Here is a 23,100-nt window from a genome sequence, read left to right as displayed (position 1 = left end):
GGCTGGGGCATTCCGGGGTCGATCAGCCGTTCCACTCGGCCCAGACCTCGACCCCGTCGAAGTGGCCGTTGCACTCGTAGAGCGTCGTGCGATCGCAGGCAAGCTCGACCTGCACGGTGTGGGTATTGGCGGGAGCCACCCAGTCGCCGGTGCTCTCGAGCCACACCGCGGTGGAGTTGGTGGCGGTGGGCTGGCTCTCGAGCACGCTGCCCTCTCCCGAGAGGAATCGCAGCGAGGCCCAGGTGGGATCCTCACCGGCGGTCGCCGGGCGATGGTGGACCCGAAAGTAGAACCGCACGCCCGCCGCGTCTCCCCAGGTGGTGAGCGGCGCGACCGAGATCGACTGGTGGAGGCGGTAGTCGTCGGGATCCCAGCTGAAGGTCCAGCCGCCCACGATGGTCCGGATGCCCTGCTCGGGCATCACCCCCGTCGTGGTGGTGACCCACGCGCCCTTGGCGCTGGACCAGCCCGTTGGAGTCTCGAAGCCGTTGCCTTCCTCGCCTCCACCGTTGATCACCAGATTGCCCGTCATCCCCACCCCGAGGCCGGCCAGGGGGCGCGAGGCCGATGCGGGCATGCCGGCGTCCTGGAAGGCGAGCTGGAGCTCCCCCGCGTGCGGCCCGAATTGCGCGGGGCCGAAGCTCACCGTGACCGCGCACGACTGCCCGGGTCCGAGGGTTCCCGGGCAATCGCTGCCCTGTACCGAGAACACCCCGGCCAGGCCCAGGACCTGCAGCGCGGTGGCCTCGGCATCGCCCTCGTTGGTGATCGTCAGCAGGCGATCGAGCGAGCTGTTGATCACCAGCGACCCGAAGTCGAGGGTGGGACCGTCGGAGATGATGATCACGGGGTGACCATCCCCCGAGTCCATGGGAGCACCGTCGGCGGTCCCATCGGCCCCGGTGGTCATGACGCTCGAGTCGCCGTCGTCGAGCGTACCGTCGCCGTCGTCGAGCGTACCGTCGCCCTCGGAGCCTTCTCCCGGGCCCACGGCCCCCGAGGCCGAGCCCACCCCCGAGGAGTTGGGGCTGCATCCGGCGATGACCCACGCCATCGCGATCACCTCGAGCCTACGCACCACGGCCGCGATGATACCAAGGACCGCGCGACCGACGAATCCAAATCGCCGACCCGGCTCGACGCCCTCGGAAACGCCCTTGCACGCTCCCACCCCTCCCCGAGCCTCCCTGGCGCTCCATCAGCCCGGAGGGTTGCACTCGGCGACCTCGACCGTATCGGTGTTGTTGTCGTCGTTGCACTCCACCGTCAGCGCGTTGCCCATGCCGTCGTCGTTGACGACCATGGTGATGAGACCCGATACCTCGGCCCCGATCGGACAGCTCACCTCGCGACACTCGCCCACCGGCACCGGCTCGGCCGTGTAGGCCACGCACAGGATCTGACCCGCCGCCGGATCACCGAGGTAGAAGGTGGCGGGCAGCGCCGCCGCCACGGCCTTGAGTCCGCGGTTGCACACCGTGCCCACCAGGATCACGTCGCTGCCATCGAGCGTGCACGCGGTGTCCTCGAGCTTGCCCGTGATGTCGGGCAGCTCCTCCGCCGTGGCATCGCCCTGCTGGTTCTGGCGGTAGTTGTTGAGCGTGGGGTCGGCGAAGTTCTGGTCCCACGATCCGGTCGCCGGGATCGAGAGGTCGCCTTCCACGTTGGTGATGGAGTACGCGTGCTGGTTCCACAGCGGCCGCGAGCTGGCCCAGCGGTCGAGGCGATCGCGGAGCACCCGGACCCCCGAGATCGCGATGCCGGGCGGATGCACCGAGCGACACGTGTTGGTGCCGGCCCCCGGCGTGCCCGCGGGCGGCGGCGCACAGCCGTGCCCGTCGGGGCAGCCCGTGTCGTCCACGCAGCGGCAGAAGCCGGCGTCGCACACCCCCGAGGGGCAGCCGGCCCCGTCCTCGCAGCGCAGGCCCCTGTGGATCGGATCGATCGCCGGGCAGCTCACGCTGCAGTTGGTGTTGGAGCCCACGAGGATCTCCGTGTTGTCGTCGATGTCGAGGTCGGCGACGATCGGGTTCTCGTACCAGGTGCACGAGGTACGGGCGGCCGAGTACAGCACCTCGCCCGTCGCCCCCTCATAGACCCGCAGGTAGCACTCGTCGCCGTAGACGGCCTCGGCCTGCCCATCGCCCTCGAAGTCGAAGATCGACGAGCCCGTGTTCTGCGAGCTCAGATCCTGCGAGGGCTGGAGCCACCGCACCCACTGGGCCACGCAGCCGGGCGTCATCGCATCGGTGCACCCCAGGTCGAACACGCGATAGTAGTTGCCCCCTGCCGAGGCGATCTCGGGGAAGCCGTCGTCGTCGAAGTCGCCGATGGTGGGCGGTCCACCCCCGGCGATGCCGGCAACCGACAGCAGCTCTTGTCCGTCGAGCGTGTGGAGCTGCACCGTGCCCGCACCGACCGTGACCACCTCGGCGATCCCGTCGAGCGTGAAGCGATCGAACTCGGCGGGCGTGAGCCCCGGGGTCCCGAAGTCTGCAAAGCCGTAGTGCCGTCCGCCGGGCGTCCCGGCCTGGTCGGCCACCCACTGGCTGGTGGCCGGATCCCAGCGCCAGATCCCGCTGGCCACCAGCTCCGCCAGCCCGTCCCGGTCGAGGTCGCCCACCACCGAGAACACACCGGGCGAGACCCCGTAGCCCCCGGCGACGACCTGCCCCGGGTTCAGGCGGGCCCCCGAGACGCCGTCGTAGACCTCGCTCTGGCTGACCACCTCGGGCAGGCCATCGTCGTCGAGATCGTGGATCGCGGGTCCATCCCAGCGGTTGGCCCCCGAGATGTTGGTGTCGAGCGCGACCCAGCCCGTGACGTAGCGCTGCGACCCCGGGTCCCAGGTGAAGGCCACCACTCCGCTCACCGCCCGCAGGGTCACGATCTCGGGCACCCCGTCGCCGTCGAGATCGCCGATCGCCGGCGGCGTGGCTGCGATGACGCGGTTGGCGGGATCGTCGATGGTGTCGATCTGCTCGCAGGTCTGCCCGTTGAGGATGCGGATCACCCCGTAGCAGTTGGGATCCGATCCCCAGCTCGAGGCCGAGCCGCCGTCCGTACAGTTGTACGTGACCAGCACGATCTCCCCCGGGTGCCCGCTGTCGTAGGGCAGCTGCGCGACCATCGGGGTGGTGAGCACGTTGACGTGATTGGGGAAGGGATCGCCCGCCGGAGGCGCCAGCCACTCGCACTGCAGATCGGGCTCGAACAACCCGATGACCACGTCGCCCAGGCACTCCTCGTTGACGTCGCCCTTGGGGCCCTCGCCGAACGGAATGCAAAAGCCCCCTTGCTCGCCCTCGGGCAAGCAGCCCTCGGCGCAGCAGTAGGTGTCGCCGCTGCAATCGGAATCGGTGCGACACGGGCCATCGGTCGGCACGCACTCACCCGCCGCGCAGGCCTGCGCCTCCGGGCAGTCCATGCTCGCCGTGCAGCTCATCCCGCCGCCGTCGCTGGTCGAGTCGAGCCCCGACGTCATGGCCTCGGTGGCCGCGGTGGTGTCGCCGACGGTGGCCTCGCTGGTGGTGCCCTCGCTGGCCGTGATCGGGGGGATTCCCGTGGTCGACGTCGGCATGCCGGCCGGTTCGTCCCCGCAGCCCGAGAGGAGCCCCCAAAGCAGCACCACCCCGGCTCCGATCCTCACCTCCACGCGCTCGTCGCTCATGCCCTGCCCCCTCGCCATGCTCAGGGTACGACACCGGATTCGGCCACGTCTCCGGCTCTCGTCATCGGGCCACGCCTTCGACCGGAATCGGCGAATGCCGCGGAAACGCGGGTCGACCCCGCGTGTTGCTCTCGATCCCGCGCCGTCGAGCCCGTCCGGAGGGCTTGCTTTGACAGCGCGGGCCCGCGAGCGCACGCTCGCCGTGCACGCATGACGGACCGACCGGCCACCAAGGGACGACGGCTGATGCGACTGGCCGGAATGACCGCGCGGGTCGCGACCGGCTACACCACGTCGCGGGTCAAGTCGGTGTTCCAGTCCAAGGAGGCGGCCGAGCGCGATCGAGCCCGCGCCCACGAGCAGGCGGGCGAGCTCATCGCCCAGACCCTGGGCGAGCTCAAGGGCGCGGTGATGAAGGTCGGCCAGATGGCCTCGATCGCGGGCGACCTCCTGCCCAAGGAGCTGCAGGATGCCCTCGGGGCGCTGCAGCGCGAGGCCCCTCCCATGGCCTTCGAGGTCATCGCCGAGCAGATCGAAAAGGAGCTCGGCGCCCCGCCGCCCGCGCTGTTCCAGCGCTTCGAGACCGAGCCGTTCGCCTCGGCGTCCATCGGTCAGGTCCATCGCGCGCGGACCGACGACGGGCGCGAGGTGGTGGTCAAGGTGCAGTACCCCGGGGTCGACGCCGCCGTCGACTCCGACCTCGCCCACCTCAAGATCGCCCTTCGGGCCAGCGGCCTGGTCAAGGTCAAGCGCAAGGCGCTCGACGACGTGTTCGCCGAGCTGCGCGCGCGCTTGCACGAGGAGCTCGACTACTGCAACGAGGCCGACAACGTGCGGCTGTTCGCCGACTACTACCGCGACGACCCCGGAGTCGTCGTGCCCGAGGTGGTGGGCGAGCGCAGCAGCCAGCGCGTGCTCACCCTGACCTACGAGCCCGGGCGCCACATCAGCGAGCTGCAGGAGTTCTCACAGGATCTGCGCAACGCGATCGGCGCGGCGCTGTTCCGGGTGCTGGCCGATCAGATCTTCAGCCTGAAGATCCTCCACGCCGATCCCAACCCCGGCAACTTCGCCTTTCGCGAGGACGGCTCGGTGGTGCTCTACGACTTCGGCTGCGTCAAGCATCTCGATCCCACGATCATCGATGCCTACAAGGACACCATCCGGGCTGGATTCGCGGAGGACTACGCCGGGGTGGAAGATGGCCTGGTGCGGCTGGGCGCGCGCAACCTCGAGGGCCCCAAGGTCCCGCTCGACTACTACAAGCCCTGGCGCGACATCTTCATGCGTCCGCTGCTCGGCGACGAGCCCTACGACTTCGGCCGCTCGCAGCTCCAGCAGGACGCCATCAAGCTCGTGCCTGGCTTCCTGACCAAGTACCTCAAGAGCTTCCAGCCACCGGTCGAGCTGGTGTTCCTCGATCGGGTGGTGGTGGGGCACTACGGGAACCTGCGCAAGCTCGGGGCGCGAGCACAGTACCGGCCGTTGTTGGAGCTGCACCTGGCGGGGTGAGTGGCCAACCCGTGGGCTCGCACCTCGGCTCACGTAGCAAATGGCCAGCGCTTGGGTAATTGGCGCGAGTTGATCTACGCTTGTGACCGATGGCGGAGCGATGCCAGCTCTGCGGTGCTCGCTGGGAGGGTGAGGCCTCCACCTGCCGCGATTGCGGAGCGCCGCGACGAACGACCGTTCCGCCGGACACGGAGGCACCCGCGGGCGCGCCCAAGCCCGTCCCCATGGTGGCGCCCCTCTCCGGAGCCGTACCCGCGGCCATCCCTCCCGCCAACCCCCCGCTTCCCTCCGAGGAGGTGACCGCCGTCGGACCGGTCCCGGTCCCCCCGCCTCCCTCCGGGGTGGCCCCCAGGGCAGCACCCACCTCCGGCGTGGTGCCGATGGCCGTGCCGGCCTCCGAAGCAGCGCCCGTCGGCGTGGTCGGAATCCCGATCCCCTCGACCGCTCCCATCTCGGCCCCCGTCCCCGTGGCCATCTCGATGCCCGCCGTCGAGGTGCCCGCCTTCGTCACTCCACCGCTCGGTGCCCCGCCGCTGGGTGCCCCGACTCCCCTCCCGGCCGGAATCTCACAGCCCATGCCGCAGATCGGCGGCCGAGGCACTCAGATCGTTTTGCTGACCGTGGGCATCCTGGCCGTCGCCGCGGGCATCGGTGCCACCATCTGGTTCTCCACCCAGGGCCCGGCCCCCGAGGCCAAGACCCAGCTCGAGCCCACCGCCATCACCGTGATCGAGGGCTCGCCCACCGGCTGTGCGCAGCTGAGGGCGCTGGCGGGCTCGTGGGTGTTCACCACCACCACCACCGGCTCCCGGCGCAAGCAAAAGCCGGGTACGCGCGGCTTCTACGAGATGCAGATCGACGTCGACGCCGAAGCCTGCACGGCCCGCGCGAGCATGGCCAAGACCGGCCGCACCGATCGCAAGGTGTTCGTCGACCACAAGGTCCCCCGTGCCGAGGCCGACCTGGTCCGTGGCGAGGGGGCCGAGGCCTACGGCTGGACGGGTCCGTTCATGCTGCGCAACGAAGACGACCAGGGGATCGACACCAAGTTCGTGTTTGCGCTCGATGGCGAGCGACTCGTGGGGAGCTGGCGACAGCTCGGCGAGCGCTGGAACAACGCAGGGCTCTACGGGGTGCTCGAGGGCCGACGCGCGGGCGACCCCATCGAGCTCCACCCCGACCGCAACGCGCAGCCCTGCTCGGTACGCTGCGCCACCCCCGAAGACATCGCGCAGATCGACACCCCCGACGAGACCACCCTGCGAGCCTGCATGGCCTCGTGCAAGTGAGCCGCCCGATGTACGTGCTCGGCCTCGGGCTCAGCCACGACAGCTCGGCGGTCCTGCTTCGCGACGGAGAGCTCGTCGCCGCGGTCGAAGAGGAACGCCTCGACCGCGTCAAGCACTCCGAGCACCCGCCCATCCGCGCGATCGGCCACTGCCTGGAGACGGCGGGCATCGACCTGGCCGAGGTCGACATCGTCGCGGTGGGCTCGGATCTCGAATTCGTCGACGACAAGCTGTTCCAGCAGCTCGTGGCCCACCCGGACCTGCCAGACGTCCCCTCCATGCGAGCGCTGGTCACCAGCACCCTGGCCCGATTCTTCGGGGTCGACGTGAGCGCCCGGCTGCAGTGCGTGGAGCACCACCTCGCCCACGCCGCCAGCGCCTACGGGCTGTCCGGCTTCTCCGAGGCGCTGGTGATCACCCTCGACGGCGGCGGCGACGGCTGCTCGGGTCTGGTCCTCGCGGGTCACGCCGAGTCGCTCACCGAGCTCCATCGCGTCCGACCACGCGCCTCGCTCGGTCACCTCTACACGCTGGTCACCAACTTCCTCGGGTTTCGCCTCCACGACGAGTACAAGGTGATGGGGCTGTCGTCCCACGGCGATCCAACCCGATTTCGACCGATCTTCGACGAGGGCATCGCGCTGCACGACGACGGCTCGTTCGAGGTCGATCGCCACGGCATCGTCCGCGCCCTCGGACGGCACGTCCGACCTCGACGCCGGGGCGAGGCCGTCGGAGACGCGCACGAGGACGTGGCTGCTGCGCTCCAAGAGGCGACCGAGCGGGTGGTCATCCACTTCGTCTCCCGCTTCCAGCGGCGCACGGGCTTGCGCCGCATGTGCTACGCGGGTGGCCTGGCCCACAACTGCTCGCTCAACGGCAAGCTCCTGCGTCACGGCGTGGTCGACGAGCTCTTCGTACAGCCGGCATCGAGCGATGCGGGCCTGGCCTGTGGCGCGGCCCTGTTCGCGCACTGGAGCTCCCCTCGAGGCGGCTTCGACAACCGGCGCCAGCCCATGGTGTACCTCGGCCCCGACATCGGCACGCCCCACGCAGTCGAGCAACGCGTGCGGGCATGGGGCCGCCTGGTCCACGTCGAGCCCTCCGACGACGTCTGCGCCCACACGGCCCGACTGATCGCCAGTGGAACCATCGTGGGCTGGGTGCAAGGACGCTGCGAGTACGGCCCACGAGCGCTCGGTCACCGCAGCATCCTGGCCGACCCGCGGCCCGCGGAGAACCGCCGCCGGATCAACCACGCGATCAAGAAGCGCGAGGACTTTCGTCCGTTCGCCCCCGCCGTGCTGCACGAGCGCGCGCGCGAGTGGTTCGAGCTGCCCCCGGGACAGGACGACTTCCCCCACATGACGGCGGCGCTGCCGGTCCGGACCGACAAGCAGCACCTGCTCGGAGCCGTCACCCACGTCGACGGCACGGCGAGGGTCCAGACCGTCACCGCCCGAGACGAGCCGCGCTTTCACCGGCTCATCGGCGAGCTCGAGAAGCTCACCGGAGTCCCGGTGGTCCTCAACACCTCGTTCAACAACCATCGCGAGCCCATCGTGACGACGGTCGACGAGGCCGTGACGTGCCTGCTCACCACCCAGATCGAGGTGTTGATCGTGGGCGACCTCGTGGTGACCAAGACCGATCCGGGCCCCGCGCAGCGGCTCGCCGAGCTCTACGTCGCGCTGCCGTTCGAGGTCCCGCTCACCATCCAGCATCGCAACCGCACCGTGGCGGGACGCGTTGCGTCGGCCGCGGTCGCGATGCTGCTGGCCCGCGCCGACGGTACGACGACGATCGGCGAGCTGCTCGGCACCGAGGCGCTCGAGCCCGACCTGGCCAACGAGCTCCTCGAGCTGTGGTCGGAGCGAGCGCTCGTGCTGTCCCCCGCGCCGATCGCCTCCGTTCCCGACACGGTGCCGCGGCCGTGGCTGGGGAGCTGGGCCTGAGCGTCCGCATCCACCTGTCAACCATTCTGAAACAGGCGGTCGAACAGCAACCGAACACCGGCCGGGCGCGCCTGGCACGGCCGGCGATGGAGGTCGTATACTCACGTCTTGCGCTCGTACGACATGCGCTACGTCCTGCTCGGTCACAGCGGGCTACGCGTCTCCGAGCTGGGCCTGGGCACGATGACCTTCGGCCACGCGCGGCACGGAGCCGACCGCGCCGAGAGCACCCGGATCTACGAGGCGTTCCGCGAGGCGGGCGGCAACCTCATCGACACCGCCGACGGCTACGCAGACGGAGTCAGCGAGGCGCTGCTGGGCGAGCTCATCGCTTCGGAGCGTGAGCGCATCGTGCTCATGACCAAGTTCGGCATGGGCACCCGCACCAACGATCCCAACGCCGCCACCGGCAGCCGCAAGGCGATGGCCGACGCGCTCGAGGGCAGCCTGCGGCGCCTACGAAGCGACTACGTCGATGTCTACTGGGTCCACGTCTGGGACCCGTACACGCCGCTCGAGGAGCTGATGCGCGGGCTCGACGACCTCGTGCGGGGCGGCAAGGTGCGGTACCTGGGGATCTCGAACGCACCCGCCTGGGTGGTGGCGCGGGCCAACACGATGGCACAGCTACGGGGCTGGACTCCGTTCGTGGCCTTGCAGATCCCCTACAGCCTCATGCAGCGCACGGTGGAGCGCGAGCTGGTCCCCATGGCCCGCGCGCTCGGGCTCGCGATCACGGCGTGGGGAGCCCTGGGCGCAGGAATCCTCACCGGCAAGTACAACGAGGATCCGCAGGCCTCGGGACGAGCCCGCGGCTCGAACCGGCTCGACCAGCGCTCCCTGAGGATCGCCGCCGCCATCGGCGAGCTCGCCCACGAGCTCGAGCGCCCTCCCAGCCAGGTCGCGCTGGCCTGGCTGCGACAGCGCAGCGTCACCACCATCCCGCTGCTCGGCGCGCGCACGCTGGCCCAGCTCGAGCAGAACATGGGATGCCTGTCCCTGCGGCTCGAACGCGAGCAGCTGCGACGACTCGACGAGGTGAGCGAGATCGAGCTGGGGTTTCCCGCCCACTTCCTCGAGCGACAGCGCCGGATCGACGCAGGAGAGCTCGACCCCACCCAATGAGCCATCGGACCCGTCTTCGATCCCAAGCCATGCGAACGGAAAGCACGAGCCTCGGCATGAACGGAGACGCACCGCCCACCCCCGAGCCTCCGCTCGAGAGTCCCGCCTGGGCCGAGCGCCTGGGGGTGCTGACCTTCGACGACTTCCTCCCCGACCCCGCGGCGATGCGAGCCAGCGCGCTGCAGGCCAGCTACGTGCAGCCGGGCAATCCCCAGGCCGGGCCCGCCGCGCGCTGCTCGTGCTCTTCGGAGATCTGCGACGGCTTCGAGGCCACGCTGGCCCATCGGCTCGACCGGGCCGTGCGCATCAACCTCGCCAACTTTCGCCATACGACCGCGACCGCGGCCAAGGCGCTGGTGTGCCACACCGACTGGGACCTCGGGGATGCGACGGCGGTCCTCTACCTCACGCTTCCCGAGCACTGCCGCGGCGGCACGGCCTTCTTCCGGCACCATGCGACCGCAGACGTCGAGCTCGTGCCGGCCCGTGCTCACGACTACGACTATCGCGACCCCGCCGCGTGGGATCGCCTGCTGGCGATTCCCATGGCCTTCAACCGCTGCGTGGTGTTCCCCGCCCCCCGCTTCCACTCGGTGATTCCACCGCTGTTCGGGAGCTCGATCGCCGATGGCCGCCTCACGCTGGTCGCATGGTTCAACTTCGGCACGCAGCAGTCCGACTACGTCGCCGGCCTCCCCCGCTAGGACCCATGCACGTGCTGTCGCTCGAGCTCCAACCGCCTCCGGCCACGTGGTCTGGCTCGGCCGCGCTCGCCCGGGCGCTCGACGCCGCCCTGGACGAGCACCCACCAGCGATCCAGCACATCCCCACCACACCGCACGAGGGACGCGTGGCCTCCACCGCCGTGTTCTTCGAGCGCGCCCCCCTCGACGCGCTGCTGGCCCGCCATCTCGAGCTCCTGCGGGCCTGGCCCGACGCGGCCCTTCACCACCGCGTCTACGGCCGCGAGATCGCCGACCGCCTCCACGCCCCGGTGGTGATCATCTCGCCGCCGCGCTCGGGCAGCACGCTGCTCTACGAACTCGCGACGTCGCTCCCCGAGGTCCACGGCATCGGCTCGGAGAGCTACCACGTGATCGATCGACTCCAGGGGCTGGCGCTCCACGATCACGGCCACGACTCCCACGTCCTCACCGCGGCCGACGCCAGCCCTCCGATCATCACCGCAATTCGGGTCGGGTTCGCCGCGGGCCTGCGCGATCGCGACGACCAGCTGGTGTTCGGACCCCGCGGCGACTCGTCCGCGCGCACGCTTCGGCTGGTCGAGAAGACCCCACGCAACTGCCTACGCGTGCCGTTCTTGCGCCGAGCCTTCCCCGACGCACGGTTCGTGTTCCTGTTTCGTGAGCCTCGCGCCGTGCTCAGCAGCATCATGGAGAAGTGGCGCCGAGCCGCGAGCACCGGCTTCAACGTGCGGCTGCCCGGATGGCCGGGTGGCGAGCACTGGCCCCCCGAGCGCTGGCTGGGGCTGGTGCCGCCAGGCTGGCGAGCGCTCGCAGGCGCATCGCTGGTCGAGGTGGCCGCCCTCAAGTGGACCCAGGCCACCCTCCACATGCTCACCGCGATGGACGAGCTGCCCGCGGACCAACGGCACGCGCTGCGCTTCGACGAGCTCGTGGCCGATCCGCTCGGCGCCATCGAGACCATCGCCGCGTTCGCCGGACTCTCGCTCGACGAGCGTGCACGCCAGCGCTGCACCCCACCCCTCCCTCAGTCCGCCGCCACCGTCACCCCTCCCGAGCCCGGCAAGTGGCGTCGCGACGAGACCGCGCTCATGCGCGTGCTGCCCACGCTACGGCCGCTCATCGCACGGGTGGAGTCGAGGGTCGGTCGCTTCGAGAGGAGCTGACCCATCGATGAATTCCCATCCACACCCCCTCATCGTCACGGGCTCGCCGCGCACGGGGACCACCGCGCTGTGTGCCGGGCTCTCGCAGCACCCGCGAGTCTGCATCTTCAACGAGCTGTGCCTGTACCACCCCCAGCCCTGGGCCGCGTGGCGGGTGACCCAGGTGGTCGACGGACCCCACATCGTCAACTCCGTGCCCCACGTATGGCCCCAGAAGTGTCCGCCATACGACGAGGCCGCCACCACCCTCCGCGTGGGGATGAGCAACGCCGAGGTACGCTCGTGGCTGTTTCGCGAGACCGAGCGGCGCATGGGCGCCGGCTTGCTCGTGTACGGGGACAACATGCCGGGCGCGTACCTCAAGCACCTCGGCACGATCATGGAACGCGAGCCGGGTGCGCGGCTGGTGGTGACGATCCGCGATGGTCGCGACGTGGTCGCCTCGCAGCTGCGCAACTTCGAACGCCCCACCGAGTTCGGTGCCCAGGACTGGCGGCGCCCCACCGTGCGCGACGCCGAGCCGCTGTGGCTCAAGTACATGCTGGCGTGGGAGCACTGGCGCGAGCGCATCGATCCTGCGCGGTGGATCGAGCTGCGCTACGAAGAGGCCGTGCTCGACGTCGACGGCCTGCTACGCCGGCTGCTGGGCTTTGCCGAGGTTCCCTTCGAGCCCGCCGAGCACTCGGCCTTCCGGGCGTTCTACCGACCGACCCACGTGGGTGCGTGGCGTGAGAGCCCCGTCGACGTGGAAGCCTCGCTCTCCCCCGAATTCCACGCCTGCCTGCGGCGCTGGGGCTACTGACCATGCGACTCGAGCACGCTCTGGTCCGTCTGCCGCTGCGGTTCGATCCCGCCGAGCTCGCAGCCGAGGTCGCCTGCTTCGGCGACGATGAATGGTTGGTGCATCCCACCGGCTACCTCGGGAGCTCGTCGATCGTCCTGGTCACCGCACACGGCAGCATCAACGACGACTTCGCAATCGCGGGGCCCATGCGTGCCACCCCCCACCTCGCGCGCTGCGAGCACCTTCGTGCGGTGCTCGCGAGCCTCGACGTGCCGATCAGCCGCACGCGCCTGATGCGACTGCACCCCGGCCAGTCCGTACCCGAGCACGTCGACGACAACTACCACTGGTGGCGACGCCTGCGGATCCACGTGCCGATCGTCACCGATCCGTCGATCACGTTCTCGTGCGGAGGCCTTCGGGTCCACATGGCGGCCGGCGAGTGCTGGACGTTCGACAACGAGCGACCCCACCGCGTGGACAACCCCAGCGCGATCGATCGCATCCACCTGGTGGTCGACACCCTGGGCTCGCCCTCGCTGTGGCAGAAGATCGCGGCCGCGGATTCCGGAGCCCCCCCCGTGGACGTGGCGCTCGCCCCGGGAGCCCGGCCGTCGGCGCTTCCGTTCGAACCCTACCGCTTCGCCGTGCTCGAGCCCAGCGAGCTCGAGGGGCTCACGGAGACGATCTGGCGCGAGCTGCAGGTGCTGCACACCACGACGAGCATGCGCACGGCGCTCCGAGGCCACCTCGATCGGCTGCTCGCGCGCTGGCAGGCCGCGTTCGAACGCCATGGGCACGATCGCAGCGGAGAACTCGAGTACGCGGGGGTCATCGCCGCGCTTGCCGACGAGCTTCCGCGGGGCCTGTGGTGCGGGCTCGAGCCGGGCGGTGCCGCCGCTTCGGCGCTGGCGGTGATCAACACGGTGCTGCAGGTCTCCAACCGCTCGGCTCCGCTGCAGAGCGTGAGTGCGGCGCAAGGGCGTGAGGCCGCGGCCACCGCTCCGCTCGCCAGCCCCAGCGCCCGATACCAGGCCTCGGCCCGCGGTGCGGAGCATCTTGCCCACCACGCGATGGGCTGTCCCGCGCGGCTGCCCACCGAGCCCGCAGGTCGCAACCTCTCCGCCGAGCTCGAGCGCTTCGCCCACGAGCCCGAAGCGCCGGCATCGTCGAGCAAGCGCGGGGCCCTCGATCACCTGCTCGCCGAGGGCTTGCTCAAGCGCGCCTGGGAGGTCCTTCCCACCTTCGATCGCCCCGTGTTCATCGTCAGCGCACCTCGCAGCGGCAGCACGATGCTGTTCGAGCTGCTCACCCGATGCCCGCCGCTATGGAGTCTGGGACGCGAGAGCGACGACGTGTTCGCCGCGGTCGCTCCGGCCTCGAGCGGCTCGGACGCGCTCGGGGCCGAGCACGCCACCCCGGAGCTCGAGCGAGCGCTGCGCCACCGCTTGCTCACCGAGCTCGTCGACGGCCGCGGCGCCCGCCTCTGTGCCCTACCCCCCGACGAGCTGCCTCGCTCGCTTCGCCTGCTGGAGAAGACCCCTCGCAATGCGCTGCGCCTGCCGCTGCTCGCCGCGCTGTGGCCCGATGCCCGCTTCGTCTACCTGCATCGCGACCCCGCCAGCAGCGTCGCGAGCATCATGGAGGCCTGGCGTTCGGGTGGGTTCGTGACCCGTGCCCGGCTCCCCGGGTGGACGGCGCGAAGGTGGTCGCTGCTGCTCCCGCCGCAGTGGGAGCCGCTCGACGGCCGTCCGCTGGCCGAGGTGGCAGCGTTCCAGTGGGCCGCGACCAATGCTGCGATCATGGACGCGCTCGCAAGCATCGATGCGCACCGCTGGACGACCATCGAGTACGAGCAGCTCGTCGCCAGGCCCCGGACCACCCTGCAGATGCTGTGCGACTTCGCGGAGATCCCCACCCCCCTCGACGCGCCAACGGCGAACCGCGACCTGCCGCTCTCGCGTCACACCGTCTCGGCCCCGGCGCCCGACAAGTGGGCCCGCGAGCGCGAAGCGATCGAGCCGCTCCTTCCCGGGCTGCAGAGCATCCAGGCCCGGATCCATGCGTTCACCGCGTCGGTTCGTCGCTGATGGCGGCCGCCGCCGCTCGCAGCTCGTCGAGCGACAGTGTGCCGAGCTGCTCCACGAGCGCCTCGAGCAAGCCGGCCACCATGGGCTCCAGCGCCGCCGCCTGCGGCCCCACGAGCGACGCCGGCATGCGGGCATGCGCGTCCGCCATCAAGCGCGACCTCATCACCTTCGACACCAGCTGGTACCAGCGCGGCACCGAGGGGATCAACGTGAGCGAGAGCGACTCCTCGTGTGCCCATGTCTGGTGCCACGCAACCGCGGGCACGTAGAGCACATCGCCCTCCTCGAGTTCGAAGGCCTGGGCATGCTCGGGCAGCGTCGAGTGCCGAGACACCCCCGCCGCGCGCAGCTCCCATGGCATCGGCGTGCCCCGCTCGGGCCCCCAGCCGCGCGTGGGGAACGGGACCTGATTCTCGGCCACCCGCCAGCGCTTGCGGCCGCGGAGCTGGACCACGAAGAACGCCGAGCGGTCGCAGTGCAGGCTTGCGCCTCCACCCCCGGGAGAGGCGAACAGCGTGCCCGCGACGGCCTCGGGGTGCTCGGGCAGCCCCAGCGAGCGCCCGAGCCCACGGATCCAGGCGGCGGGAATGCGGCGATCGAGGTGTGCATGCGCGAGCATGACAGTGCAACCCGCTTCATACAGCGAGACGGCGAGCTCCGGCTCCCGCACCTCGAGCATGCGCTCGATGCCGTCGCGTCCGCGATGCCACACCCGACGGTGGCCTCGGTAGCCCGCGATCAGCTCCCGGATCGGCTGCGATCGAAGCTCCCCCATGGCCTCGCACGCCCCCGTCGCCCTCGCCCGAAACGGCGCCGTGGGCCAGGCAAGGCCGCGAAAGCCGGGGCTGTGCTCGGGTCCCACGAACGCGTCCAGAGCATCGACATCCGCGCGTTCCATGAGCGTGACTCTGGGCTCCGGGGTCACTGCCCCGTAGAGAATTCGTCGACGAGGGCGCACGCTTCCACCAAGGTGCGAAGCAGGCTCACGACCTCGCGCGGGGCCAGGACCCCTCGCGCTCGCTCGCAGGCCGCCGCGATGCAAAAGGGGCTCGTGCTCTCGAGCGCCCAGCGACACAGCGCGGCCAGCGATCGATCCACGGTGATCTCGGCGTGCTCGGTGATCAGCTCGAGCCCGTCCTCCACCCCGCGGATCGTGGCCGCCGCCGCGCGGTAGCGAGGGCTCCACAGCTCCTCGGCGCTCAGCTGCGGAAGCATGGCTCGCAAGGTCGCGCGCTCGAGCAAGGTCCGTGCATCCAGCTCGCGCAGCTCGGCGCGGAGCGGCTCGAGCAGGCCATCGAGATGGGCCCGGGCCGAGGCCTCGTCGCCCCCCGGCAACGACAGCCCCACGGCGGGGGCACGCCACGCGGGCTGGGCCCGCAGGTGCTCCACGAGGTGATCGATGATCACCTGAGCCCATGAAGGCACCCTCGGGATGAAGCTGAGCGAGAGCGAGGTCTCGTCGCAGTGCGTGCGATGCCAGGCGCCCCCCGGCACGTAGAGCACATCGCCGGGGCCCAGCTCGAAGTGCTCGCAATCGGGGGGCATCTCACCCGAGATCCGAGCGGCGTGGGCGCGAAGCTCGGGCGGCACCGGGGTCACCCAGCTCGGCCCCCAGCCCTCGAGGGGATGAGGTGCCTCGCGGTTCTCGGCCACCCACCAGTGCTTGCGCCCGCGCACCTGCAGGATGAAGAACGGCGCGGCATCGAGGTGCTTGTTGGCCCCGGTGCCCGCCGGAGTCACGAAGCACGTCACCGCCAGCAGGGCCGGGACCGCGGGGTAGCCCAGCGCCTCGATCACCTCGAGGCCCCAGCCCGCGTCGAAGTGGGGGGTACGGTCGATGAACTCGAGGGTCACGGCCGATCCCGAGTGGAGCGCACACGCGGCCAGATCACCATCGTGGACCTGGATCATCCGCTGCGCACCGTGCCGATCGTTGCACCAGACCCGTCGCTCGCCCTCGTAGTCGCGAATCAGCTCGTCGTAGGGAGCCGAGACCAGCTCGCGCGAGATCCCGAAGCGATCCACCGAGCCATGGGCGACGAAGGGTCGCGGCCACCAGGCGCTGCGCGCGAATTCCTCGGCGCGAGCCCGACCCACGAGGGTCTCGAGGGGCGCTCGAGAAGGGAGCGAGGGATCGTTCATCGCGGTGCTCCTGAAGCGGGATCGGTCGAGGCGGGCTCGCCCACCCGAGGCGTGCTCAGCACCGCCAGACGAGGTCCGGCCGGGGCCGCCGATGCGCGGCGGCGGCGTGCGTGAGCCTTGCGGATGCGTGCGGCCGCGGCCTCGGGTCGCTCGGCCACGGCGAGCGAGAGCAGCCGCCCTCGCTCGTGAAACAGCAGATCCTCGGCGACGAGCTCGTCGAGGATCCCCATCACCTTCGCCTCGCCGTGCTCGGGTGCGAACCGCCGCATCACGTCGGCCCGCGACTGGATCTCGAGGCACTCGAGGAAGATCTCGCGCGCGGCCCCCTGCAGCGTGACGAGCTCGTGACCGGGTCGCTCGAGCTGGCCCCTTCGATCGATGATCTCGAGGAAGGCCCCCCCGTCCCGGTACGAGAGCGTGCGCAGCCTCGAGAACCACTGCACCCCCGAGCTGGCCCCGAGCGCACGGTGGAGCCTCCTCCACCGCACGCACGCCTCCTGCACCGGCGACCAGTCCACGGCCTCGTCTTCGTAGCGCACGTCCTTCCAGAACAGCTCGAGCGCCTGCCACAGCGGCTCGGGCAGGGCATGGCGAAACTCCTCGGCGTTGCTCATCGAGGCCACCCCGAAGCGCTCGGGGAGGCGATGGACCGAGCTGTTGGGATACACGGCGAACGAGGCCAGATCGGCGGGCTGGTACGCGATCGCATGCCGGAGGATCGTCTCCCGGGTCTGCGCGACCTCGGCCGCCGTTGCCCCGGGGAAGTCGACGATGAGGTTCGAAGCGCTCGAGATTCCGAGCTCGTAGCACGTGCGCATGGCCTGGAGGTTCTGGATCGTGGTGGTCCCCTTGCCGATGCGCTGCAAGTAGCCCGTGGAGAGCCCCTCGATGCCGATCTGCACCTCCAAGCACCCGGCCTCCCACAGGCACAGCAGCTCGTAGGGAGAGATCTGGGCCCGCACCTCGTAGAAGAAGCGATAGTCGCGTCCGCGCTCGCGGATGTGGGCGCAGAGCTCCTCGACCCCGCGTCGCCTGATGATGTTGTCGAGGAAGCGAAACGACGTGCCCTCGTAGCGGTCGGCGAGCTCGTGCATCTCGGCGGCGAGCCGGGCCGGGCTCTTCTCGCGGTACGCGGTGGTGTTGAGCGAGCAAAAGTAGCACGTGTCCATCACGTCGCCGGTTCGCTCGACGCGATCCCACCAGCACCCGCGCGAGCCCTCGAGCGGGATCGTCCAGCGGAGCTCGTGGCGCTCGGCCAGCTCGGCGTAGGCGTCGTAGTCGGGCCGCGGCAGCGCATCGAGATCGAGCAGCTCCTCGCGCGGGGCCGCGTGCGCCCCCACGGCCCCCGGCGCGGCGCGGTCGAGCGTCCCCTCGAGCTCGGTCGTGGGCCGACCCGCCTCGAGCCGGTCGAGCAGCTGCACCAGCCGCTGCTCGCCCGCCCCCTGGATCACGTAGTCCACGAACGGGTAGTGCTCGAGGACCGACGACCCCGTGGGCTGAGGCACCCCCATCCCGCCGAGCACGATGCGGACGTCGGGATCGCGCTCGCGCACCAGCTTGGCCACGAGCAGGCTGGCGAACAGCTGGTTGTACGACGTGGTGAAGCCCAGCAGCTCGTGGCGCCCCGCGAGCCGCTCGGCGAGCGCCTCGGCGTGCTCGCGCAGAGCGCCGTGTACCGTGGCCACGGCGCGGTCGATCTCGTGCTCGTCATGGTCTCGCTCGGCCAGCCAGCCCCGAAGATACTCCTGCGTGCGCGCGACGTTCTCGGGGTGCAGCAACGAGGCGTAGAGCACCTCGCCCATGCGATCGTCCGCAGCCACCACGCCGTAGATCCGACCCAGGCGCTGCCCCACCTCGACGAAGGCATGCTCGCACGACACGCGCTGCTCGGGACGCCGATCCCGAACGAAGGCCGCCAAGATCCCCAGGGCGGCCGAGGGCATGTCGCATTGGGCCCAGGGCATGGCGATGAGAGCAGTGCGCATGACGATGTACCTCGGTGACCACGCTCGGTGATCATGCTCGGCTCGACCGAGCACGGCGAGCCGCGTAGAGTCGGGTCAGGAACGCATAGAGCACGGTCTCCAGCGTCCGCGAAGGATGGGATTGGAGGCGATTGAGGTGCATGTGCCAATAGGAGGGCAGCAAGCGAGCGGGCTCACCGAGGAGCACGTGCGACGGGTCGGCCTCCCGCAGTCGCGCGAGCGCGGCGGCGATGGCACGGCCACGCTCTGCGAGCACCCCCTCGAGCTCCGCGACCGCGACCGGCGGAGGATCGGCCCCGAGAGCCTCACAGGCGGGACGGAGGGTGCGATAGCGGCGACCGAGCTCGCGCCGCATGGCGGCCGGGTCCGCGTGCTCGTCGATGAATCTCGATCGACACTGCTGCGCGACCGCCAGGCGCTGCTCGAGCGTGCGTAGTCCGAGGTCTCGGGCCAGCGCATCGAGGCTGGCCAGCATGCGCTGGACCTGGGCCTCGTGTCCGCATGGGCCAAGGCGCAGCATCGCCAGCGCCGCCGTGCTGTCGGCGCAGAAGATCGACTCTGCGGCCTCGATTCCCAGCATGCCACCGTAGCGATCGAGCTCGCGCGCGTAGGTGTCGGCCTGGATGCGATGCACCGCTCCCGCCTCGGCATGGGGCGAGAGCACCTGCAGCAGATGGGGCCACGCCTCCCGGCTCAGCCACCGCGGCTCACCCTCGAGCCGCAGCCGCAGGTGACGGTCGGGGTCGTCGTAGCGCACGAAGAACCATCGCCGCAGGTGGCTGGTCGCGTCGAGCTCGCCAAGCGCCTCGAGCACGGGACCCACGAGCAAGGCATCGATGGTGCGGCCCCCCGCGAATACGTTGATCTGCAGCCATGACGAGCCCGGGACCAGCACGGCCTGCCTCCGCTCGCCGACCGAGACGACGTCGGGGGGGCGAGCGATCGCGGAATGCTCACCGACGTCCTCGTGGCGAACGAACGGAACCGTCAGCTCGTGCACATAGCGCCCCTCGGGACCCATCGCCGGCATCCCGAGCGTGGCGGGCAGCAGCTCCTCCAGGCGCACCACTGCACCACGCTCGGGCCCGCGCAGCCCGAGCTCGATCATGGTGGGATCCTCGAGATCGACCGCGAGCTCGTCGACGGTCACCCAGCGGGGAATGCCCCACTGGCGGCGCAAGGCGGAGATCTCGGCCAGCAGCTCGTCGGGTGCCCGACCCTGCGTGCGGGGGATCGATGCGCCGGCCAGGCTCCAGCACGCCGGGGCGAGGATCGCCCGTCGGTATCGCACGCGCGGCAGGAAGGTGCGGCTCTCGAACGGACCCCAGCTCCAGCTCTGCGCGCCGACCCGCGGGTCGTGCTGCATCTCGCACAGGAATCGATAGGCCGGCAGGTGCCATGGCTGGCGAAAGCTGTGCGCCGCCGTCAGGCGCGGCACGACCTCGCGCCCGAGCCGGCGCGAGCGCAAGCACAGCCGCCCGCCGCGCACGCTCAGCCACAGATCATCGAGCCCGATCCGCATGCCGGGTGGCGCCGACGAGGGCCCCAGACAGTCGATCTCGTGCGCCAGCAGCCGCGGCCTTCGGGTGACGTTGGCCATGCGCTCGGGGTGATCGGGATGGTGGACGATCTCGGCGACCACGGCCTCGCCATGGACGGCCTGCTCCCTCTGCATCAGCGCCGCGATGCCCCGCTCGAGCCCGCCGAGGTGCGCCGCCCGGCCCAGCGTGCGCCCTCCCGGGGGTCCCGCCCACGAGCTGCACGCAACAGTGAAGCGCCCCCGGGCCACGTCGTCGGCGTTCCCCAGCAGCATGCCGTGTACGGCAAACGAGGACGGAAGCGGCCCCACCTCGGCGCAGGCCTGCAGATCCTCGTCGTCGAGCTCGAGCTCCAGCCCCCCGCCGCGATCGATGGCCTCGAGCTTCATCGACAGTCGACGCTCGCGCTCCCCCCAGATCACGCGGGGCACCGACGCGGGCCCCCCGAGACCCACGAGCAGCGGATGACTCCGCGCGGGGTGATGCAGCCCATCGAAGCCCACCCCGTGGTCCTCGTCGAGCGCAAGCCCGAGCGGGACCTCGACGTCGCCGAAGCGAGCCTCGAAGCGCTCGCGAAAGCGGTCGAGCGCCGAGGGCTCGTGGCGCGCGCCGAGGCGCCGCATCGCCTCGACTCCGGCGAGCAGCGCCCGCACCACGGGCAACGGCAGCGTGGCCCGGGCACAGGGTCGCTCGGCATCGACCTGCACGGGACAGCCCGGGGGCATCGACACCGACAGCCGCTCCAGCGCTCGCCCGAGCTCGTCGTAGCTCGCCTTGGCGGGCACGAGCTGCGCATCGAGCCGCCGCAGCGAGGCGACGACCCGCGCCAGCGCCTCGCGCAGCTCTGGTGGCGCTCCCGTCCGCTCGAGCACCGCGCCCACCGCCTCGAGCGGGTGCACGGTCGTCAGTGGAGGCGTGAGCTCGTCGTGCAGCAGCCCCGCGTCCACCAGCTCCAGCACCAGCGCGGCCGCGTCCTCGGCCGCGAGCTCGGGCTCCAGCGACACCACGTGCTCGACCAGGGCCGCCACCGACAGCGGCTCGTCGCAGCGCTCGAGCAGCCCCGAGACCACCGGATGATCGAGCACCGACGCGAGCTCGTAGCCCTCGGCTCGGCCGCCGTCGGTCTGCACGCCAAAGCAAAGCCGCTCGCCCACCCGGTACGAGGTCGGGTTGCGGCGGTAGCTTCGCTGGTCCGCGGGCACGCTCGCCCGCAGCCCGCGGACCAGCGCCTCGAGCATCGCGGCGTCGAGTCGGGAGCAGCGGGTGGTACGGGCCCGCGGGAGCAGCTCGAGCCGCGCCTCGCTCCCCAGCTCGCCCGCACACCAGGCTCCGAACAGCCCGAACGGCGTGGGCCGGGTGGCGGCGCGCACCAGGTAGCGCCGCACCGCCGCGTCCACGGCCGGCGAGGGCCGTCCCCCGGGACCCCTGCGCTCGCCATCGACCGCCTCGAGCAGACCCGGCGATGCCAGCCAGATCGCCTCGCGCAGCAGCGGGCTCTCCCACCTCCGTCCCTCCTCGTCGTGGAACAGCGACATCAGCTCGTCCCACGACAACAGCGGCACTCGCCACGCGAAGAAGCCGGAAACCTCGTAGGTCCCGCTCGCCGTTCGCAGCCGTTCCACTTCAGCGTGCGTCTCCCCCATCGCTGGCTACCTCGGTCGAGGCCTCCCATGATCATGATCGTGATCGTGATCGCAGCCAATTCTCGATGCGATCCCGACGGATGAGCATTGACGCGTGGGCATCACGATCGTACGAGGTCGATGTTGAGCTCCCTTCGACTCATCCCCTCCCTTGCCTTCGCACGGCTCGGCCCGCACTGCTACGTCTACGACGCTCGTGCGCAGGAACGATGCGTGCTGGTGGTGCCGACCCAGCGGATCTCCTCGCCGCTGTTCGAAACGCTCGAGCAGCTCGCCGCGAGTGCCTCGGCCAAGGGGACACTCACCCCCGACGAGATCGCGGCATTGTTCGCCGACGAGCCGGAGCGCCAGGCTCACGTCGAGCGGCTGTGGGCCGCGGGCTACCTCGAGCAGGCTCCCCCCGGGACCTCCAGCGCCGACGCCGACGCCAACGCCGATCCCGACCCCGACACCCGGCTGCGCGCGCAGGTGGACGACTTCGCGGATGCCGGCCTGGGCTACTCGCTGCCGCCGCGCAGCTTGTTCCACGTACCCACCGACCTCGACGACTCCGACGCCCACGTGGTGGTGGTGGGGGTCCCGGTGGCCTCGCGCCCGGTGTCGAGCGGTACCGTGCTCGGCCCCGGCTACCTGCGCCAGCTCACCATGCGCATGGGCACATGGTTCGACGCCCATCGTCGTGGGTTCTACTCCGAGATCGCCTGCAACGGCAGCCTGCCCGAGCCCCTGGCCCGCGGCGTCGTGCTCGAGGACGGTGGTGACGTGGGGGCCGACGCCCGAACCGTCCGCGCGCTGTTCGAGGAGCTCCGCACCGTGGTCGATCGCACCGTGATCGAGGCCGAGCGCCCCACGGTGTTCATTGGAGGCGACCACGCGATCACGTTTCCCATCGTGCACGCCCTGCTGCACCACCACCCCGATCTGTGCCTCATCCACTTCGACGCCCACCACGACGCGCTCTACGACGACCGCATCGCCTTCGATCACGCCCTGCCCATTCGTGGCCTGCTGGCCCACTCCAACCTGCAGAGCGTGTACTCGTTCGGGCTGCGAGCGGGGCTCGACCCCAACGCGCGTGGCTACGACGATCTCGCCGGCTCCGGGCTCGCCCCGCGCCTGCACCCCTACTCGCTGGCCGAGACCAAGCGGCTCATCGCGACCCCCGAGCGGCTGCAGGCCCTGCTGCGCTCGATCCCCGCCGAGCGCCCGGTGTACCTGAGCATCGATCTCGACGTGCTCTCGACCGAGGCCATGCGAGGCCGCGTCTCGACCCCGGCCGGCACTGGCCTCGAGTGGCACGAGCTCTACGATGCGGTGCGCATCATCATGGAGGAACGGCGAGTGATCGCGGCCGACATCGTGGAGCTGTGCCCGAGCAACGGCACCACGCGCGAAGAGCCCCTCGAGCTGCCCGCCCTGCTGGTGCTGATGATCGACCGCCTCGCGCGCGCATCGGCTCCACGCTGAAGCATCCCGACCGCACGCAGGCCACGAGGA

Annotated in this window: 15 protein-coding genes; 9 read left to right on the top strand and 6 right to left on the bottom strand. The window is 70.7% G+C overall.

Features of this window, described 5'->3' with window-relative positions:
- Nucleotides 1-22 precede the first annotated feature (22 nt).
- On the bottom strand, nt 23-1,081 hold the full coding sequence (locus OEB96_RS18620; protein ID WP_266217482.1) for a choice-of-anchor D domain-containing protein: 1,059 nt from the start codon (nt 1,079-1,081) through the stop codon (nt 23-25).
- A 117-nt stretch (nt 1,082-1,198) separates the two neighbouring features.
- Entirely contained in the window at nt 1,199-3,670 is a 2,472-nt protein-coding gene (locus tag OEB96_RS18615; protein ID WP_266217480.1) for an FG-GAP repeat domain-containing protein, read from the bottom strand.
- A 210-nt stretch (nt 3,671-3,880) separates the two neighbouring features.
- Between OEB96_RS18615 and OEB96_RS18610 the strand changes: the two genes are divergently transcribed.
- The 8 genes from OEB96_RS18610 (at nt 3,881) to OEB96_RS18575 (ending at nt 14,295) form a co-directional block, all read left to right on the top strand.
- A complete protein-coding gene (locus tag OEB96_RS18610; RefSeq protein WP_266217479.1) occupies nt 3,881-5,182 on the top strand; it encodes an ABC1 kinase family protein in 1,302 nt (433 codons plus the stop codon).
- Between the two features lie 467 nt (nt 5,183-5,649).
- Nucleotides 5,650-6,471, top strand: coding sequence for a flagellar basal body-associated FliL family protein (locus OEB96_RS18605; protein ID WP_266217477.1), 822 nt, complete (start codon nt 5,650-5,652; stop codon nt 6,469-6,471).
- On the top strand, nt 6,468-8,426 hold the full coding sequence (locus OEB96_RS18600; RefSeq protein ID WP_266217475.1) for a carbamoyltransferase family protein: 1,959 nt from the start codon (nt 6,468-6,470) through the stop codon (nt 8,424-8,426). The genes OEB96_RS18605 and OEB96_RS18600 overlap by 4 nt, the downstream gene beginning before the upstream one ends.
- A 108-nt stretch (nt 8,427-8,534) precedes the next feature.
- On the top strand, nt 8,535-9,551 hold the full coding sequence (locus OEB96_RS18595; protein WP_266217473.1) for an aldo/keto reductase: 1,017 nt from the start codon (nt 8,535-8,537) through the stop codon (nt 9,549-9,551).
- Between the two features lie 29 nt (nt 9,552-9,580).
- Nucleotides 9,581-10,255, top strand: coding sequence for a DUF6445 family protein (locus OEB96_RS18590; protein WP_266217471.1), 675 nt, complete (start codon nt 9,581-9,583; stop codon nt 10,253-10,255).
- Nucleotides 10,256-10,260: 5 nt separating this feature from the next.
- On the top strand, nt 10,261-11,421 hold the full coding sequence (locus OEB96_RS18585; RefSeq protein ID WP_266217469.1) for a sulfotransferase family protein: 1,161 nt from the start codon (nt 10,261-10,263) through the stop codon (nt 11,419-11,421).
- A gap of 7 nt (nt 11,422-11,428) precedes the next feature.
- Nucleotides 11,429-12,223 (top strand): sulfotransferase family protein, encoded by a 795-nt coding sequence (locus tag OEB96_RS18580; RefSeq protein ID WP_266217468.1) that lies wholly within the window; start codon nt 11,429-11,431, stop codon nt 12,221-12,223.
- Nucleotides 12,224-12,225: 2 nt separating this feature from the next.
- Nucleotides 12,226-14,295, top strand: a complete 2,070-nt coding sequence (locus tag OEB96_RS18575; protein ID WP_266217466.1) for a sulfotransferase — start codon at nt 12,226-12,228, stop codon at nt 14,293-14,295.
- On the opposite strand, the gene OEB96_RS18570 is transcribed toward OEB96_RS18575, so the two are convergent.
- The 4 genes from OEB96_RS18570 to OEB96_RS18555 are packed head-to-tail and all read right to left on the bottom strand — an operon-like array spanning nt 14,273 to nt 21,582.
- Complete coding sequence (locus OEB96_RS18570; protein WP_266217465.1) at nt 14,273-15,193, bottom strand: JmjC domain-containing protein; 921 nt, start codon at nt 15,191-15,193, stop codon at nt 14,273-14,275. The two genes, OEB96_RS18575 and OEB96_RS18570, sit on opposite strands and share 23 nt — an antisense overlap.
- Before the next feature lie 23 nt (nt 15,194-15,216).
- Nucleotides 15,217-16,437: a JmjC domain-containing protein gene (locus tag OEB96_RS18565; RefSeq protein WP_266217463.1), complete on the bottom strand. Its 1,221-nt coding sequence runs from the start codon at nt 16,435-16,437 to the stop codon at nt 15,217-15,219.
- Nucleotides 16,434-18,401, bottom strand: a complete 1,968-nt coding sequence (locus OEB96_RS18560; RefSeq protein WP_266217462.1) for a RiPP maturation radical SAM C-methyltransferase — start codon at nt 18,399-18,401, stop codon at nt 16,434-16,436. The genes OEB96_RS18565 and OEB96_RS18560 overlap by 4 nt, the downstream gene beginning before the upstream one ends.
- 52 nt (nt 18,402-18,453) lie before the next feature.
- Nucleotides 18,454-21,582 carry a lantibiotic dehydratase gene (locus OEB96_RS18555; protein ID WP_266217460.1) on the bottom strand — a complete coding sequence of 1,043 codons (3,129 nt, stop codon included), beginning with the start codon at nt 21,580-21,582 and terminating at the stop codon, nt 18,454-18,456.
- A 141-nt stretch (nt 21,583-21,723) separates the two neighbouring features.
- Here OEB96_RS18555 and OEB96_RS18550 point away from each other — a divergent pair, with 141 nt between their 5' ends.
- A complete protein-coding gene (locus OEB96_RS18550) occupies nt 21,724-23,070 on the top strand; it encodes an arginase family protein (RefSeq protein WP_266217459.1) in 1,347 nt (448 codons plus the stop codon).
- Nucleotides 23,071-23,100: the final 30 nt, after the last annotated feature.

The sequence above is a fragment of the Paraliomyxa miuraensis genome (genome assembly GCF_026337845.1).
Taxonomy (GTDB): domain Bacteria; phylum Myxococcota_A; class Polyangia; order Nannocystales; family Nannocystaceae; genus Paraliomyxa; species Paraliomyxa miuraensis.
Note: the sequence above shows the minus strand (reverse complement) of the source record. Positions and strands in the feature narration are given on the sequence as shown.

Excerpts from the sequence above, each read along its gene's own strand:
- OEB96_RS18585 (WP_266217469.1), top strand. The coding sequence starts at position 10,261 with ATGCACGTGCTGTCGCTCGAGCTCCAACCGCCTCCGGCCACGTGGTCT.
- OEB96_RS18590 (WP_266217471.1), top strand. The coding sequence starts at position 9,581 with ATGCGAACGGAAAGCACGAGCCTCGGCATGAACGGAGACGCACCGCCC.
- OEB96_RS18610 (WP_266217479.1), top strand. The coding sequence starts at position 3,881 with ATGACGGACCGACCGGCCACCAAGGGACGACGGCTGATGCGACTGGCC.
- OEB96_RS18575 (WP_266217466.1), top strand. The coding sequence starts at position 12,226 with ATGCGACTCGAGCACGCTCTGGTCCGTCTGCCGCTGCGGTTCGATCCC.
- OEB96_RS18565 (WP_266217463.1), bottom strand. The coding sequence starts at position 16,437 with ATGAACGATCCCTCGCTCCCTTCTCGAGCGCCCCTCGAGACCCTCGTG.
- OEB96_RS18550 (WP_266217459.1), top strand. The coding sequence starts at position 21,724 with ATGTTGAGCTCCCTTCGACTCATCCCCTCCCTTGCCTTCGCACGGCTC.
- OEB96_RS18615 (WP_266217480.1), bottom strand. The coding sequence starts at position 3,670 with ATGAGCGACGAGCGCGTGGAGGTGAGGATCGGAGCCGGGGTGGTGCTG.
- OEB96_RS18560 (WP_266217462.1), bottom strand. The coding sequence starts at position 18,401 with ATGCCCTGGGCCCAATGCGACATGCCCTCGGCCGCCCTGGGGATCTTG.
- OEB96_RS18570 (WP_266217465.1), bottom strand. The coding sequence starts at position 15,193 with ATGGAACGCGCGGATGTCGATGCTCTGGACGCGTTCGTGGGACCCGAG.
- OEB96_RS18580 (WP_266217468.1), top strand. The coding sequence starts at position 11,429 with ATGAATTCCCATCCACACCCCCTCATCGTCACGGGCTCGCCGCGCACG.